The following is a 14815-nucleotide window of genomic DNA, read 5'->3' as shown; positions in this document are numbered from 1 at the left end:
GGTGCAGACATCATGTTCCAGTATGTCCGTCGCGCCGATATCTTCATCGCATGGCACGCTCACCGCAGGAAATCTTCGACCACCATCTCCAGGCTCTGCTCGCCGGCGACGTCGACGAGCTACTCATCGACTACACCGACGAATCGGAGCTGATCACGTCGGCCGGCGTCGCGCAGGGCAGCGGCGCAATCCGGGCCGCGTTCAGCCAACTGTCCGGCGCACTGGCCGACGCGAACTTCGAGATCAAGTCGCAGACCTACAGCGGCAATGTGCTGCTGCTGGAATGGACGCTGGACGCAGTGGGTTTCGGCGTCGACGGGGTGGACACCTTCCTGTTCGACGACGACTCGATCCGGGTGCAGACGATTTCGCAGCAGATGCGCCCCAAGAGCTGACACCGCCGGCGGCGGGGCCCGCCAAACCCCTGAATCGAGGTGGGCTGACGGGTTAGGTTTCCCCCCGTGAACCTCGAAGCGGTCGCGGCATGGATGTCCGCCCAGGGCCTGGGCGAGGGCCCGCTGGACAGCGTCACGGAGCTGTCCGGCGGCACCCAGAACGTCATGCTGCAGTTCACCCGATCCGGCCGCAGCTATGTGTTGCGACGCGGCCCGCGCCATCTGCGACCGCGTAGCAACGCGGTGATGCTGCGGGAGACCCGACTGCTGGCCGCGCTGGCCGGCAGCGACGTTCCGCATCCGGGACTGATCGCGGTCTGCGATGACCCGGCGGTGCTGGGCGACGCGGTGTTCTATCTGATGGAACCGGTCGACGGGTTCAACGCGAGCGGCGAACTGCCCGCGCTGCACGCCGGCGACCCGACGGTCCGGTACGGGATGGGACTGTCGATGGCCGACGCGCTCGCCAAGCTCGGGGCGGTCGACCACGTCGCGGTGGGCCTGGCGGACTACGGCAAACCCGACGGCTTCCTGGAACGCCAAGTGCCGCGGTGGCTTTCCGAACTGGACTCCTACCGGCAGTTCGAGAACTACCCGGGGCCCGACCTGCCCGGACTCGAGGACGTCGCTGACTGGCTGCAGCGCACTGTGCCGACGTCCTGGCAGCCGGGGATTCTGCACGGCGACTATCACGCGGCCAACGTGATGTTCTCCCCCACCGGGCCGGAGGTGGCGGCGATCGTGGATTGGGAGATGTCGACCATCGGGGACCCACTGTTGGACCTGGGCTGGCTGCTGGCCACCTGGCGCCAAGATGACGGGTCCAGCGTGTTCAGCCACACGCTGACCGGCATGGACGGACTGGCCTCCCCCGATGACCTGGTGCAGCGCTACGCGGCGGGCAGCTCCCGCGATCTGACGCATATCGGGTGGTACACGGTGATGGCCGCCTTCAAGTTGGCCATCGTGATCGAGGGCACCCTGGCCCGGGCGTCGGCAGGCATGGCGCAGAAGGAAGTGGGCGATCAGTTGCACGAGGCCGCGGTCTGGCTCTTCGACCGGGCCCAGATTTGGATGGCGAGCGCGAAATGACCGACCGTAACGCGGAGATCGACCGGATCATTGCCGCCGACACCCGGCGTCTGGTCGACATCTTCAAAGACCTGCACCGCAATCCTGAGTTGGGCTTCGCAGAAGTGCGCACCGCGCGGACGGTCGCGCAGGCCCTGGGCAACCTCGGCTTCACGGTGACCACCGGGATCGGCCGCACCGGCGTGGTGGCGGTGCTGGCCAACGGCCCCGGCCCGGTGGTGATGTACCGGGCCGACATGGACGCGCTGGCGGTGCCCGAGGCCACCGGCCTGGACTACGCCAGCAGCAACCCGGCACTGGGACACATGTGCGGCCACGACGCGCACGTGACCTGGATGCTGGGGTTGGCCAAGGTACTCGCCGAGACCACCGAGTCCTGGTCGGGCACCGCGGTGCTGATCGGACAGCCCGCCGAGGAACTGATCAGCGGTGCCCGAGCCATGATCGACGCGGGTCTCTATGACGTGGCTCCCCGACCGGACGCCTTCCTGGCGATGCACACCGCGCCGGTACCGGTCGGCATGGTCGCCGCGGTCGGCGGAGAACGGATGGCTGGTACCGATCAGCTCGACATCGTGTTCCACGGCGTCGGCGGCCATGGGTCGATGCCCCAGCTGGCCCGCGACCCGGTGCTCATGGCGGCGCAGGCGGTCGTGCAGTTCCAGAGCATTGTCAGCCGGGCCCTGGCCCCCAGCGAGACGGCGGTGCTGACGGTCGGCTCGGTCCAGGCCGGCAGTGCCTACAACGTCATCCCGGACCGGGCACTGCTCAAGGTCAACCTGCGGTGGTTCAACCCCGACGTGCGCGAAACGATGCTGACCCGCATCCGGGCGATCTGCACGGGCATCGCCCGCAGCTACGGCATGCCCGAGGACCGGTTGCCGGAGATCACCATGGCCGGTGGCGCCACCCCGCTGGTCAACGACACCGCACTGACCGACCGGGTGGCGATCGCGCTGGGCGACCTGCTCGGCCCGGACAATGTGGTGCGCGAGCTGCCGGCGCTGACCGGCTCGGAGGACTGTCACCTGCTCAAAGGGCCGCACACCGACGTGCCGCTGGCATATCTGCTGGTCGGGGTGGCCGATGCACAGGTATACGCCAAGTCCGCGGAAAAGGGGCAATTGTTCCCCTACACACCGCACTCGCCGGACTATGTGGTCGACCTTTCCGCCATCCCGGTCGGAACCAGGATTGCAGCCCGTGCAATGCTTGAATTGCTTACTCCCAGTCGGTTCTAGTAGTAATTGGACTCCGCCGAGTTTCAGAAATACTTGTGCGGTCCACGAAGACGAGCTAAGGTTTATTGCTGTGGACGATCGTCACAAAGACCCAACCGTCGTGTTGCCTTACCTCGTGGGCAGGCCGCTAGGAGCGACCGAGGTCTACGAGGCATTCGGCTATCGCAAATCCGCCTATTACAAGGCGGCCCATGAGGGCCGACTGATCAGCGCGGACAACCTGATCCGAGTTGCCCGGTACTTCGGCCTCAACCCCGTCGACCTGCAGGTACGGTTCGGATTGATCGAGCACGACGCTGTCGCCGAATACCTGGAGTCCTCGCCGCGGCCGCTGCGGCTGGGTGATCTGAAGGCGGATCTGGACAAACCCCCCGTCTAGGAGTGCCCCGAGCAAGTACCGTCGACGTATGACGTCGGCGTTAATTGCTGTCACCGTGCTGGTGGCGCTGTACGCCCTGTGGGTGCGCCGTGATACCTGGTGGTCACGGTGGGAGATCGGCATCACCGTGTCGATCGCACTGGAAACCGTCGCTCTCGTGATGATGTCGCCCTGGGCAGCCCACACCGTGGGCCCGGCGCTGCACCATGCCACCCGGATTTGGAACATCCAGCAGCTAGGCGGTCATATCTGCTTCGTCGTCGCGATCGCGGCCAACATCTTCCATGTGCTGGCCCGGCTGGCCGACTTCGACCAATTCCGCCCGCTGTTCCGTCTGCAGGTGCAGTTGCCCGTACTGGCCGGTGTGGTGGCGATGGTGGCGGTGTTCCTGGTCGCCGACGCCGACTACCGCCCGGATGGTTTCTCTTCACTCGGGGGCGGCGGCGCCTGGGCGCGGGCATATTGGGTGCTGTTTTCCCTGGTGCTGATCTATCTGGCCGGCTACGCGATGCGGGCGCTTTCGATGCTGCGATCCGATCCGCGCGCCAAGGAGACCGTCGAGCTCTACACGGCCTCCACGGCATTCGCGGTGGCGGCCATCATGGCGATTTTGAGCAACGCCTGGTCCAGCGCCGATGTCAGCCCGCTGATTTGGCTGTGCGCGTGCATTTCAGTCGTCATCTTCGCCTATGGTTCGGCCCGATCCTGGCAGGCCAAAGCCGCATGGTTCACCAACAGCGAACGGTCGGCGGCCGAACCCAATCCCCCGCAAGCCCTGTCGTGAGCGCACCCGATGACGTCCGGAATCATTGTCAGCACCTTGGTAGTCGTCGCCTATAGCCTCTGGGTACGCCGCGACACCTGGTGGACACGCTGGGAGAACGCCGCCACCTTCGCGTTAGCACTGGAAGCCTGTGCGCTGCTACTGATGTCGCCGTGGGCCGGGGCCAAGCTCGGCCCGGTGCTGCACAACGGGCTGGGGGTGTGGAACGTTCAGCAGATGATCGGGCACCTGTGCCTGATCATCGCCGTGACGGCGAACATCTATCACATGCTGGTGCGACTCGCCGATCCCGTTCAAGTGCGGTTCATCATGCGCCGCCAGCTGATGATCCCGATCTGGCTGGGCATTGCCGTGATGGTGCCGGCCTACCTGCGTTCCGACCAGGACTACCAACCCGATGTGTTCGCCGCACCCCGCACCGACGCCTGGATGACGGTGTACCAATTGGTCGGCTGCGCCCTGGTGATCTACCTCAGTGGCTATGTCACCCGGCTGATGCTGGCGCTGCGGCACGATCCGCGCGCCAAATCCACCGTCGACCTCTACCTCGTCTCGATGGCGTTCGCCACCGCCGCATGCCTGATCGTTCTCGCGTCGACGTGGGTCGACGGGGACAATGCCAGCGGCGGGATCTGGCTCTGTATCTGTTTGGCGGTAGGCACTTTCGCCTACGGGTCCGCGCGATCCTGGAAGGCCAAGAGCGCCTGGTTCACCGCCAACGGCGACGAGAAGGTGATCGGCGCACAATGACACCTGCGTTCATCGTGGCCACCGTAGCGATGGTCACCTACTGCCTGTGGGTTCGCCGCGACACCTGGTGGTCGCGCTGGGAGGTCGGCGCCACCTTTGCCATCGCGATGGAGGGACTCGCGCTGATCTTGTTGACGCCGTGGGCGGGCACCGAACTGAGCCCGCCGCTGCACAGCGTCACCGGACTGTGGAACGTCCAGCAGGTACTCGGATGGCTGTGCCTGATCGCCGGCATAGTCGGCAACATCTATCACATGCTGGTGCGGCTCACCGATCCCGCGCACGTGTGGCCGATCATGCGCAAGCATCTGCTGGTGCCGGTGGGCTCGGGTGTCGTGGTGGTACTGATGGCCTTCTTCAACACCGACCGAGGTTTCCAGCCAGATTTGTTCGCCGCTCTGGGCGGTGATCACTGGGTGACCGTCATCGAGGTGGCGAACGCCGCCCTGGTGCTGTTCCTGAGCGCCTATGTCGCGCGGCTGATGTTGTCGCTGCGGAAGGACCCACGAGCCAGGACAACGCTCATGCTGTACCTGGCGGCAATGACTTTCGCGGCAGTGGCCTGTGTCGCGGCGGTCATCTCGATCTGGTTCGGCGGCTATGCCGGCACTGTCATCTGGATCGGCGTCTGCCTGTCTGTGGGCACCTTCGCCTATGGCCTGGCGCGGTCCTGGCGGGCCAAGAGGGCCTGGTTCGCGCCGGACACCTCGGCGCCGCGCAGCGATAGACGCAGCGACCGGTCCTAGCCGAAGGCGCGTGGCACCGCTTCGTCAGGCCCCATCGAACAGAAAAGCCCCGGCCGTGGCCGGGGCAGTCTGTCACCGATGAAAAATGTGCGCCCGAAGGGATTCGAACCCCCAACCTTCTGATCCGTAGTCAGATGCTCTATCCGTTGAGCTACGGGCGCCTGTCTTCAGTTGTCGGTCGAGCAAGCCCGGCCGTTGCGGAGGCGAGAGGATTTGAACCTCCGGTCCCCCGTAAAGGGGACAACTCATTAGCAGTGAGTCCCATTCGGCCGCTCTGGCACGCCTCCCGAACTCGTTGAGGGTACCGGATCACTCCCCCAGTTCTGAAACCGCGGGGGAGTATGCCGCCCACGACACACATATGCTGTGGTCCGTGACCGCCAGACTGCGCCCGGAGATTGCCGCGCTGCCGGCCTACGTCGAGGGTAAGTCGGTCCCCGGATCGATCAAACTCGCCAGCAACGAGACAGTGTTCCCCCCGTTACCGAGCGTGGCCAAAGCCGTCGAAGCCGCCCTGGCCACCACCAACCGCTATCCGGATAACGGCTACGCCGCCCTGCGCACCCGACTGGCCGAGCACGTCGGGTTCGGCCGGGAGCACGTGGCGGCCGGCTGCGGATCGGTGAGCCTGTGTCAGCAGCTCATCCAGATCAGTGCCGACGCCGGCGACGAGGTGGTGTTCGGCTGGCGCAGCTTCGAGATCTATCCGCTGCAGGTACGCACGGCCGGCGCCGTTCCGGTGCAGGTGCCGCTGCGCGAGCACACCTACGACCTGGACGCGATGCTGGCCGCGGTCACCGAGCGCACCCGGCTGATCTTCGTCTGCAACCCGAACAACCCGACGTCCACCGTCGTCGACCCCGCCGCGCTGGAGCGGTTCGTCGCCGCGGTACCGCCGCACATCCTGATCGCCATCGACGAGGCCTACGTGGAGTACATCCGCGACGGCCTGCTGCCCGACAGCCTGGGCCTGGTCCGGCGCTACCCGAATGTGGTTGTGCTGCGAACGTTTTCAAAGGCCTATGGGCTGGCCGGTCTGCGTCTGGGCTATGCGGTCGGCGATCCGGAGATCATCACCGCACTGGGCAAGGTCTACGTGCCGTTCACGGTGTCCAGCGTGGCGCAGGTCGCCGGCATCGCCTCCCTGGACGCCGCCGAGGAGCTGATGGCCCGCACCGACGCGGTGGTTGCCGAGCGGGCCCGGGTGTCGGCCGCACTGCGTCAAGCCGGGTTCGAGCTGCCGGATTCGCAGTCCAACTTCGTGTGGCTGCCCCTGGCCGAGCGCACCGCCGATTTCGTGGCCGCTGCCGCGGCGGCGCGCATCGTCGTCCGCCCCTACGGGCACGACGGAGTCCGGGTGACCATCGGCGCGCCGGAGGAGAACGACGCGCTGTTACGGTTCGCACAGACGTATCGCTGAGGAGGAACTGACATGCACGCGACCGCGACTGCCACCGTCGCCGCATCGGCGGCCCAGGTGTGGGCGGTGCTCTCCGACTACGAGGGCATGTCTAGCTGGGCCCCCGGGCTCAAGATCACCGTGATCCGGCCGGGCACCCCCGAGCCGCACGGCGTCGGCGCCCAGCGTCGCATCCAGGCGGTGCCCGGGATGGCGCCGCTGGTAGAGGAGATCATCGCGTTCGAACCCGATCAGCGGCTGAGCTACCGGGGCGTCTCGGGCATCCCCTTCCGCAACTACGTCGGCAACGTGGCCCTGCGGTCGACCGGATCCGGCACCCAGATCAGCTACACCGTCAGCGCCGACAACCGCCTGCCCGGGGTGGCCGCGGTGCTGGCGCACGGACTGCTGTTCGGCCTCAAGCGGGCCGTGAACAAGGCCGCCTGAGAGGATCTGCAGCATGAGTGACGAACTGGCCCGCGAGACGTTCAATGCGCTCAAGGAGCGCACCGGGGAGATCCCCGATGCCGAGATCGACGCGTTCTGGGCGACGCTGCCGCCGGCCACCGTCGAGCAGATGATCGGCGAGTGGCGGGGCGGGGAGTTCGTCACCGGCCACAAGATGAACGGCCTGCTGGACAAGGCCCGCTGGTTCGGCAAGACGTTCAACTCGATCACCGACGTGCAGCCCCTGGTCTGTCTGGACGAAGACGGCAACAAGTTCTCCAACACCCAACTCGGTAAGGGCGAGGCGAGCCTGTGGGCCGAGGAGTTCCGCGGGGAGGTGGTGGCGACCATGGTCTACGACGGTCAGCCCACCCATGACCACTTCAAGCGGGTCGACGACAACACCGTGCTGGGCATCATGAACGGCAAGGGCGCAGTGTTGGACAACGGCCGGTACTTCTACTTCTACCTCGAGCGGATCTGATCGTCCTCGTTGGTCTGATGCTCGGCGGTGGCACGGTCGAGTAGATCGACCAGCTCCGGATCCTCGCGAACCACCTGCCCGTCGTCGGGATCGAGTTCCACGATCTGACCGCACTCGTCGAGCAGCCTCCCGAAGATCCGCTCCCGATCGGCGGCGCTGTGGCCGGCTCCGCCGTCCAGGTAGGCCGTGGCGTACCGCCGGGCGTTGGCCATCGCGGTCTGAGTCCGGCCACGGCGGCTCAGCAGCGAGACGGCGACGGTGACCGCGAGCACACCCACGATCACCACCAGCGACAAGCCGGTGCCGATCTCGACGACGTCAACCGGTTCTGCGGAATTGATGAACGGCACGTTGTTCTCGTGCAGGCCGTGCAGGATCAGCTTCACGCCGATGAATCCCAGGATCACCGACAGCCCGTAGGACAGATAGACGAGACGATCCAGCAGGCCCTCGATCAGGAAGTACAGCTGTCGCAGTCCCAGCAGGGAGAACGCGGTCGCGGTGAACACGATGTAGGTGTCACGGGTGAGGCCGAAGATCGCCGGCAGTGAGTCGAGCGCGAAGATCACGTCGGTGCCGGCGATGGCGATCATCACCAACAGCATCGGGGTCATCGCTCGGCGTCCCGCGACCGTCGTGAACAGCTTGTCGCCGTCGTAGTGCTCGGTGGTGTGGATGACCTTCCGCGCCAGCCGGATGGCCACGTTGTCGGCTTTGAGGGCCTCGTCACCGCTCGCCGAGCGCAGCATGCTGCCCGCCGTCAGCAGCAGGATCAGCCCCAGGAAGTAGAAGGCCCACGCGAAGGTGTGGATGAATGCGGCGCCGAGGAAGATGAAGCCGGTCCGGGCGATCAGCGCCATGACGATGCCGAACAGCAGCACCTTCTGCTGATCGGCGCGAGGCACCCGGAAGCTGGCCATGATGACCAGGAAGACGAACAGGTTGTCCACCGAGAGCGCCTTTTCGGTGAGATACCCGGCGAAGTACTCCGAGCCGGCGTCCTTGCCGCCCAGGACGAACATGGCGACCCCGAACAGTACGGCGACGCCGACGTAGCCTGCGGACCAGCGTCCGGCTTCCCGCAGCGTCGGAATGTGCGCCTTGCGGACATGCATGAAGAAGTCGAACGCCATCAGCCCCACCAGGCCGACGATCGTCAGTGCCCATAACCATCCGGGAATGTCCATGTGCCGTCCAGGTTAGGCCGTGGGACCGACGCTGGGCTGGCCAGCAGGTTGCCAGGCTATGACCGTCCGGTAAAGGCGATCAGCTTCTGCAGGGCCGATGCCGAATCGGGGACGTCGACCGGGTCATCGAATCCCGCTCGCACCCGGCCCGCCGGGGTGATGATCGCGTGCGCTCGGCTCAGCACGTACTCGGCCACTGGTTCGGCCACCTGCACCGTGCGGCCCGTCGCCGTCGCGTAGTCCCACGCGTGCACCAGGAATTCGAGCGCCAGAATGCCCACCGCCATCGACGCCGGCAGCTCGTTGGGACCGATCGCGACGGCGCCCTGCAGGCCACGCCGGTGCCAGGCGTCCAAAGCGGGCCGGGCCGCGGCGATAACCCGCCGTTCCGGCGACTCGGCGGTGTCGCTGTCCGCGAACACCGCGCCGGCCGCGCCGCCCAGGACGCGGATGGAGTACAGCAGATGCTCGGTCAGCTGTGCGACGTCGAATTCCGAGCACGGCGTCGGATTGGACAGTTCGTCGCTGCTGATGTGATGCAGCACCTGCGCCAGCACCGCCAGGGCGGCTTCGGCGCCGGCCAGCTCGTCGGCAGGGGGTGCGTCGGGACCGGGTCGTAGATCGGAGGCCATCAGCCCACGCTACGGTCTGGAGTATGGCCGAGACCTATGAATCCGTCATCGTCGAGATCAAAGACCACGTCGCCCAGGTCACGCTGATCGGGCCGGGCAAGGGCAATGCGATGGGCCCGGCGTTCTGGGCGGAACTCCCGGAGGTCTTCGCCGCGCTGGACGCCGACCGCGACGTGCGGGCGATCGTGCTGACCGGCTCCGGCAAGAACTTCAGCTACGGGCTGGATCTGGCCGCGATGGGCGGCACCATGACGCCGATGCTGGCCGAAGGGGCGCTGGCCCGGCCGCGGGCGGACTTCCACCGCGAGCTGCAGCGCATGCAGGGTGCGATCACCGCGGTGGCCGACTGCCGCACCCCGACCATCGCCGCGGTCCAGGGCTGGTGCATCGGCGGCGGGGTCGACCTGATCTCGGCGGTCGACATCCGCTACGCCGCTGCGGACGCCAAGTTCAGCGTGCGCGAGGTCAAACTGGCCATCGTCGCCGATGTGGGCAGCCTGGCCCGGCTTCCGCTGATTTTGTCCGACGGTCACCTGCGTGAACTGGCGCTGACCGGCAAGGACATCGACGCCGCGCGGGCAGAGAAGATCGGCCTGGTCAACGACGTCTATGCCGACGCCGATGCCTGCCTGGCCGCCGCACACGCCACCGCGACCGAGATCGCCGCCAACCCGCCGCTGACGGTGGCCGGGGTCAAGGACGTGTTGGACGAGCAGCGCACCGACCGGGTGGCGGCCAGCCTGCGCTATGTCGCGGCGTGGAACTCGGCGTTCTTGGCGTCCAAAGACCTGATGGAGGGGATCGGCGCCATCATGGGCAAACGCACGCCCGAATTCACCGGCGAGTGATGGCCTGGCTGCTGCTGTTGGGCGCGATCGGTTTCGAGGTAGCCGGAACGCTGTCGATGCGCGCCTCCGACGGATTCAGCCGGTGGCAGTGGGCGATCCCGGTGGCCGTCGGCTATGGGGTGTCCTTCGTGTTGCTGGCGATGGTGCTCAAGCGCGGGATTCCGGTCGGGGTGGCCTACGGGGTCTGGTCGGGAGTCGGAGTGGCGTTGACCGCGGTGCTGGCCCGGTTCTTTTTCGACGACCCGTTCACGCCGGTGATGGCCGGTGGCGTGGTGCTGATCGGCGCGGGGGTGTACCTGATGGAGATGGGCGCGCACGCATGAGCGACGACATGGCCCACCGCCAACCGGCCCTGGCCGAGATCATCGCCACCCTCGACGTCGAGCGCACCGACGACGAGCACTTCGTGGCCACCCAGCTGGACAATCCGGCCCACCATATCGTCGGCGGGCATATCGCCGGCCAGGCGCTGATCGCCGCCAGCCGCACCGCGCCGGGCCGGGTGCCGCACAGTGTGCACGTCTATTACCTGCGGGCCGGGGACGCCCGCCGCCCGGTGGACCTGCACGTGGAGGTGGCCCGCGACGGCGGCACGCTGTCGACGCGCCAGGTCACCGCCCGCCAGGACGGCCAGATCCTGCTCGAAGTGCTGTCGTCGTTCACCACCGCCGTCGACGCACCCGAATACCAGCAGCCGATACCGGAAGTTCCCGAACCGGAGTCGCTGCCGACGTCGCAGGAGCAGCACGCCGCCTACGCGGGCGAACTGGGCGGCTATTGGGTGCAGCCGCACCCGTTCGACGTGCGCTACGTGGACGCGCCCCCGCGGATCGCCATGGAGCATGCCGAACCGTCGCCGCGGCTGCGGATGTGGTGGAAGCCGTCCGGCGCGGTTCCCGCTGATCCCGCGATGCACAGTGCCCTGCTGACCTACCTGACCGGCACCAAGATGGTCGAGGCGGCGCTGGCCATGCGGCGAGCCAACCAGGCCAGCACGTTCAACGCGCTGATCGACCACGCGCTGTGGTTTCAGCGGCCCGTCGACCTCTCGGATTGGGTGCTCTCGGATCAGTTCACGCCCAGCGGGGTCGCCGGGCGCGGACTGACGAGCGCGACGCTGTACAACCGGGCCGGGCAGCTGGTCTGCGTGGCGACCCAGGAACTCTATTTCGGCCGGGGCGGGGCCCGGCGGCCCACGTAACGTGGCGGGCATGACAACTGACGGCACCATCCGTGTCCCCGCCGACCTCGACGCCGTCACCGTGATCGGCGAGGAGGACCACGCCGGTATCGACCCGGCGGCCGTGGACCGGATCTGGCAGGCCGCCCGGCACTGGTATTCCGCCGGCCTGCACCCGGCCATCCAGTTGTGCCTGCGCCACAACGGTCGGGTGGTGCTCAACCGGGCCATCGGGCACGGCTGGGGCAACGGTCCTTCGGATCCCGCTGATGCGGAGCTGGTCCCGGTGACGGTGGACACCCCGTTCTGCGTGTACTCGACCGCCAAGGCCATCACCAGCACCGTCATGCACATGCTGGCCGAGCGCGGCGCCTTCGCCCTGGATGATCGGGTCAGTGACTATCTGCCCGACTACGGCCGACACGGCAAGCACCGCACCACCATTCGGCACGTGATGACCCACAGTGCCGGGGTGCCGTTCGCCACCGGTCCCAAGCCCGACCTGAACCGCGCCGACGACCCGGAGTACGCCCAGGCGCAGCTGGCCAACCTGCGGCTGGTGTACCCACCGGGGCTGATGCACATGTACCACGCCCTGACCTGGGGGCCGCTGACCCGGGAGATCGTGCGGGCGGCCACCGGCAAAGACATCCGCGACGTGCTGGCGACCGAAATCCTGGACCCGCTGGGGTTCCGATGGACCAATTACGGCGTTGCCCCGCAAGACATTCCGTTGGTGGCACCCAGCCACGCCACCGGCAAGCAGCCGACCGGTGCGGCGGTCGCGGTGTTCCGCAAAGCGATCGGCGGGTCGGTGTACGAGATCATCCCGGTCACCAACAGCCCGTTCTTCCTGACCACGGTGGTGCCGTCATCGAACACCATCTCCACCGCGTTCGAGCTGTCGCGGTTCGCCGAGATCTGGCGCCGCGGAGGCGAACTCGACGGGGTGCGGGTGCTGTCACCGGAGACCCTGCGCGCGGCGACGGCGCAGTGCCGCCGATTGCGGCCCGACGTGGCCACCGGGCTGGCGCCACTGCGCTGGGGCACCGGTTTCATGTTGGGGACCAAGCGGTTCGGGCCGTTCGGCCGGGGCGCGCCGGCCGCGTTCGGTCATCTGGGCCTGGTCAACTGCGCCATCTGGACCGACCCGGAGCGGGGACTGTCGGCCGGGCTGATCTCCAGCGGCAAGCCCGGCCAGGACCCGGAGGCCAAGCGCTACACCGCGCTGATGGACCGGATTGCCGCGGAGATCCCGCGGGTCTGTTGAGCGGGGCGACGCCGTGCGGGAATTGTCGGAGCCTGGGCGCAGGCCTTGATAAAGCACATGGTCGTCGCAACCTCTTGTCACGAGGTTGCGACGACCATGCGAACTCATCGGCGCCAGATTCAGTTAGGCACACCCGGTTGGGCTGGCAGCCGTGCCACTGAGGCAACCCGGCTGCCGAATCCTCTTAGACCGTGTCGACGTCAAGCGCCGCGGTGACAAGATCCATCAAGTTGGTCAATGCACCGGACAGACCGGCCGCTTGTCCCAGGACGTCGGCAGAACCGTCGCCAGGGAAGCCGAAGCCGAGGGCATTGAAGATCGATCCACCGGTACCCAGGTTCTCGGTGAAGTCGGCGGAGTCGCCGATGGTGACGCCCTCGGTGAGAAGTCCGCCTAGCGCGAGGTCGAACGAGACCAGGCTGCCGGACGGGAACATGCCGGTGTCTTCCAGCATGGGTATCGCCCAGTCGAGGTTAAGGGTGGTGCCGTTCAGGAAGGCGTCGAAGGCGTTCCCGGGCACGGCCATCAAGCCCGCTAGCGCCTGTTCGTAATCGTTGTTGCCCAGGTCAGTGACGACGGCGTCGAGATTGTTGTAAACCTCGACCAGAGGGCTCAGCGCCGGCCCGAGCACACCGAGCAGCACTCCACTGACTGGCGAAGCCGCGAAATTGAGCATGGCCAGCATTGTGGGGTCGTCGATCGTCGGGGTACCGTCCCCGAACGGCGGGATCCCGTTGAGGCTGGCCCACAAGAATCCGTGGGTCAGGTCGAGCGTGTACGACGCCGCAGGCTGAACCAAGCTGTAGTCCAGGGGGTCACCCAGGAACGTGGCCACCTGGAAGGCGGCAGCTGTGCCGGCGAGCTCTTCCACTGCCGTGCCAGCGGTGAGCTGGATTTCCGGAGATTCTGAGCGGGCGACGAGGGGAGCTACGGGTGCGGCGATCGCCCCGGCGGTTACCAGTGCGATACCGGCGGTCGCGCATGATTGCAGCAATACGGGCATGAGACGGGGTCTCCTTCTCTTCTTAAGTAGACTATCCACCCTTTATGTGAATGTCTGTGCGGGAAGTTAAACTGTAATCTCAGAGTTTGTCAAGCACAGTCTGTATAGGCGATTAGATCGGGACACCACTCCACGCCCTCCGGATCGCTCGCGCAGGCTGGTGCGCGCGGGCAGTCGACGCACCCAGGCGGGCGGACAGGCTGCATATCCCAGGGGCACGCGCGCGCCGGTACTTGCAGTCGCGCCGGGGCAAGGAATGGCGTACAAGGGAGCTCCTTCGGAGATGGGGACCCAGCGCCCGAAGCCTAACTGTGGGTGAGCTGAAAATCTCCACCCCAGGTGGTTCGATCCTCAAAACCTGACGCGTCGCCAGCAGCCGGCAATCACTCGACAGAACAAAGCGGCAGGTAGACCCGTCGAACTGCATGAGTAGCAACGTTATTGTAGTTGCTACATGGTTCGATTGGAAATTACCGTCAAGTAAGAACTGAAACACGTTCACTACGCGTCATTTTGCGTTATTGACCTGCAAACACCACTCTGAACTGGGATGGGTGGAGCGGCCCGGAGGGCTCTCGCCGGCGCTATAGAAACAGATGTCAATCCACTGGCAGGCGGCGAGCGTGTTTAATCAGGCAAACTTTCGCTAGCGCCAACGCCGATGCCTATTGGGCTAGTAGCACGCGACGCTCTGCCAATTATTGATGTTCTTCAGGGACTTCAGGTCCACCTGAGGGAGCAAGCGAGTGCCATACTCCCTGAGAATCTGCCAGGCGATTGACGCCGTCTGCCGACCGACCGCGGTTTCCCACCGCCGACCTGGTCTGGCGGCGGCTTCCCCGGGGTGCGCTTGCCGGTCCGCGAGGGAGTTGATGTCGACCAGCAAGCCTTGAACCCGAAGACGGTGATCAGCGCGCGCAGCCTAGTTGCCGCCAGGCTTCGCCCGACCCTCCGGCAAAGGGATAGCGTCCCGCTGAT

17 protein-coding genes and 2 tRNA genes are annotated in these 14815 nt (G+C 66.4%); 14 read left to right on the top strand and 5 right to left on the bottom strand.

All coding sequences use genetic code 11. The features are described 5' to 3' along the window. Positions 1-50: 50 nt before the first annotated feature. The 7 genes from N416_RS0115375 (at position 51) to N416_RS0115345 (ending at position 5387) form a co-directional block, all read left to right on the top strand. Positions 51-395, top strand: a complete 345-nt coding sequence (locus N416_RS0115375) for a nuclear transport factor 2 family protein (RefSeq protein ID WP_024442994.1) — start codon at positions 51-53, stop codon at positions 393-395. A 93-nt stretch (positions 396-488) separates the two neighbouring features. Continuing rightward, complete coding sequence (locus N416_RS0115370; RefSeq protein ID WP_024442993.1) at positions 489-1487, top strand: phosphotransferase family protein; 999 nt, start codon at positions 489-491, stop codon at positions 1485-1487. Next, positions 1484-2728, top strand: a complete 1245-nt coding sequence (locus N416_RS0115365; RefSeq protein WP_024442992.1) for an amidohydrolase — start codon at positions 1484-1486, stop codon at positions 2726-2728. The genes N416_RS0115370 and N416_RS0115365 overlap by 4 nt, the downstream gene beginning before the upstream one ends. A 70-nt stretch (positions 2729-2798) precedes the next feature. Continuing rightward, on the top strand, positions 2799-3107 hold the full coding sequence (locus tag N416_RS0115360) for a hypothetical protein (protein ID WP_024442991.1): 309 nt from the start codon (positions 2799-2801) through the stop codon (positions 3105-3107). A 28-nt stretch (positions 3108-3135) separates the two neighbouring features. Then, the gene (locus tag N416_RS0115355; protein WP_024442990.1) at positions 3136-3891 is read left to right on the top strand and encodes a hypothetical protein; all 756 of its coding nucleotides are present in this window, start codon (positions 3136-3138) and stop codon (positions 3889-3891) included. A gap of 9 nt (positions 3892-3900) precedes the next feature. Then, positions 3901-4641, top strand: coding sequence for a hypothetical protein (locus tag N416_RS0115350; RefSeq protein ID WP_024442989.1), 741 nt, complete (start codon positions 3901-3903; stop codon positions 4639-4641). Next, a complete protein-coding gene (locus N416_RS0115345; protein ID WP_024442988.1) occupies positions 4638-5387 on the top strand; it encodes a hypothetical protein in 750 nt (249 codons plus the stop codon). The genes N416_RS0115350 and N416_RS0115345 overlap by 4 nt, the downstream gene beginning before the upstream one ends. Before the next feature lie 88 nt (positions 5388-5475). Here the strand turns inward: N416_RS0115345 and N416_RS0115340 are convergent. Together N416_RS0115340 and N416_RS0115335 are read right to left on the bottom strand one after the other, a co-directional pair. Continuing rightward, positions 5476-5548 (bottom strand) — tRNA-Arg (locus N416_RS0115340). Positions 5549-5585: 37 nt separating this feature from the next. Further along, positions 5586-5674, bottom strand: a tRNA-Ser gene (locus N416_RS0115335). 86 nt (positions 5675-5760) lie between these two features. On the opposite strand from N416_RS0115335, the gene hisC reads away from it, so the two are divergent. The 3 genes from hisC to N416_RS0115320 are packed head-to-tail and all read left to right on the top strand — an operon-like array spanning position 5761 to position 7717. Beyond that, on the top strand, positions 5761-6807 hold the full coding sequence (gene hisC / locus N416_RS0115330; RefSeq protein ID WP_024442987.1) for a histidinol-phosphate transaminase: 1047 nt from the start codon (positions 5761-5763) through the stop codon (positions 6805-6807). Positions 6808-6819: 12 nt separating this feature from the next. After that, positions 6820-7233 carry an SRPBCC family protein gene (locus N416_RS0115325; protein ID WP_024442986.1) on the top strand — a complete coding sequence of 138 codons (414 nt, stop codon included), beginning with the start codon at positions 6820-6822 and terminating at the stop codon, positions 7231-7233. Positions 7234-7246: 13 nt separating this feature from the next. Further along, positions 7247-7717, top strand: coding sequence for a DUF4334 domain-containing protein (locus N416_RS0115320; protein ID WP_024442985.1), 471 nt, complete (start codon positions 7247-7249; stop codon positions 7715-7717). Here N416_RS0115320 and N416_RS0115315 read toward each other — a convergent pair. Then, positions 7699-8904, bottom strand: a complete 1206-nt coding sequence (locus N416_RS0115315) for a TerC family protein (protein WP_024442984.1) — start codon at positions 8902-8904, stop codon at positions 7699-7701. The genes N416_RS0115320 and N416_RS0115315 overlap by 19 nt on opposite strands. 56 nt (positions 8905-8960) lie before the next feature. After that, on the bottom strand, positions 8961-9536 hold the full coding sequence (locus N416_RS0115310; protein ID WP_024442983.1) for a TIGR03086 family metal-binding protein: 576 nt from the start codon (positions 9534-9536) through the stop codon (positions 8961-8963). Positions 9537-9559: 23 nt separating this feature from the next. Between N416_RS0115310 and N416_RS0115305 the strand changes: the two genes are divergently transcribed. Genes N416_RS0115305 through lipE form a run of 4 tightly spaced genes read left to right on the top strand, consistent with a single transcriptional unit; the run spans position 9560 to position 12834 of the window. Further along, complete coding sequence (locus N416_RS0115305; RefSeq protein ID WP_024442982.1) at positions 9560-10384, top strand: crotonase/enoyl-CoA hydratase family protein; 825 nt, start codon at positions 9560-9562, stop codon at positions 10382-10384. Then, entirely contained in the window at positions 10384-10707 is a 324-nt protein-coding gene (locus N416_RS0115300; protein WP_024442981.1) for a multidrug efflux SMR transporter, read from the top strand. Before N416_RS0115305 ends, N416_RS0115300 begins: the two co-directional genes overlap by 1 nt. Beyond that, a complete protein-coding gene (locus N416_RS0115295) occupies positions 10704-11585 on the top strand; it encodes an acyl-CoA thioesterase II (protein ID WP_231384324.1) in 882 nt (293 codons plus the stop codon). Before N416_RS0115300 ends, N416_RS0115295 begins: the two co-directional genes overlap by 4 nt. A gap of 10 nt (positions 11586-11595) precedes the next feature. Continuing rightward, complete coding sequence (gene lipE / locus N416_RS0115290) at positions 11596-12834, top strand: lipase LipE (protein ID WP_024442979.1); 1239 nt, start codon at positions 11596-11598, stop codon at positions 12832-12834. Positions 12835-13018: 184 nt separating this feature from the next. Here the strand turns inward: lipE and gjpA are convergent, their stop codons facing one another. Beyond that, positions 13019-13837, bottom strand: a complete 819-nt coding sequence (gene gjpA, locus N416_RS21735) for an outer membrane porin GjpA (RefSeq protein WP_152664867.1) — start codon at positions 13835-13837, stop codon at positions 13019-13021. Between the last annotated feature and the right edge of the window lie 978 nt (positions 13838-14815).

Source organism: Mycobacterium sp. UM_WGJ (assembly GCF_000455125.1).
Classification (GTDB): domain Bacteria; phylum Actinomycetota; class Actinomycetes; order Mycobacteriales; family Mycobacteriaceae; genus Mycobacterium.
This window is presented reverse-complemented; position numbering and strand designations above follow the sequence as displayed.

Coding starts and splice junctions, on each gene's coding strand:
- N416_RS0115305 (WP_024442982.1), top strand. CDS start 9,560: ATGGCCGAGACCTATGAATCCGTCATCGTCGAGATCAAAGACCACGTC.
- N416_RS0115300 (WP_024442981.1), top strand. CDS start 10,384: ATGGCCTGGCTGCTGCTGTTGGGCGCGATCGGTTTCGAGGTAGCCGGA.
- gjpA (WP_152664867.1), bottom strand. CDS start 13,837: ATGCCCGTATTGCTGCAATCATGCGCGACCGCCGGTATCGCACTGGTA.
- N416_RS0115355 (WP_024442990.1), top strand. CDS start 3,136: ATGACGTCGGCGTTAATTGCTGTCACCGTGCTGGTGGCGCTGTACGCC.
- N416_RS0115310 (WP_024442983.1), bottom strand. CDS start 9,536: ATGGCCTCCGATCTACGACCCGGTCCCGACGCACCCCCTGCCGACGAG.
- N416_RS0115365 (WP_024442992.1), top strand. CDS start 1,484: ATGACCGACCGTAACGCGGAGATCGACCGGATCATTGCCGCCGACACC.
- N416_RS0115370 (WP_024442993.1), top strand. CDS start 489: ATGTCCGCCCAGGGCCTGGGCGAGGGCCCGCTGGACAGCGTCACGGAG.
- N416_RS0115315 (WP_024442984.1), bottom strand. CDS start 8,904: ATGGACATTCCCGGATGGTTATGGGCACTGACGATCGTCGGCCTGGTG.
- N416_RS0115325 (WP_024442986.1), top strand. CDS start 6,820: ATGCACGCGACCGCGACTGCCACCGTCGCCGCATCGGCGGCCCAGGTG.
- N416_RS0115345 (WP_024442988.1), top strand. CDS start 4,638: ATGACACCTGCGTTCATCGTGGCCACCGTAGCGATGGTCACCTACTGC.
- N416_RS0115375 (WP_024442994.1), top strand. CDS start 51: ATGGCACGCTCACCGCAGGAAATCTTCGACCACCATCTCCAGGCTCTG.
- N416_RS0115320 (WP_024442985.1), top strand. CDS start 7,247: ATGAGTGACGAACTGGCCCGCGAGACGTTCAATGCGCTCAAGGAGCGC.
- N416_RS0115350 (WP_024442989.1), top strand. CDS start 3,901: ATGACGTCCGGAATCATTGTCAGCACCTTGGTAGTCGTCGCCTATAGC.
- lipE (WP_024442979.1), top strand. CDS start 11,596: ATGACAACTGACGGCACCATCCGTGTCCCCGCCGACCTCGACGCCGTC.
- N416_RS0115295 (WP_231384324.1), top strand. CDS start 10,704: ATGAGCGACGACATGGCCCACCGCCAACCGGCCCTGGCCGAGATCATC.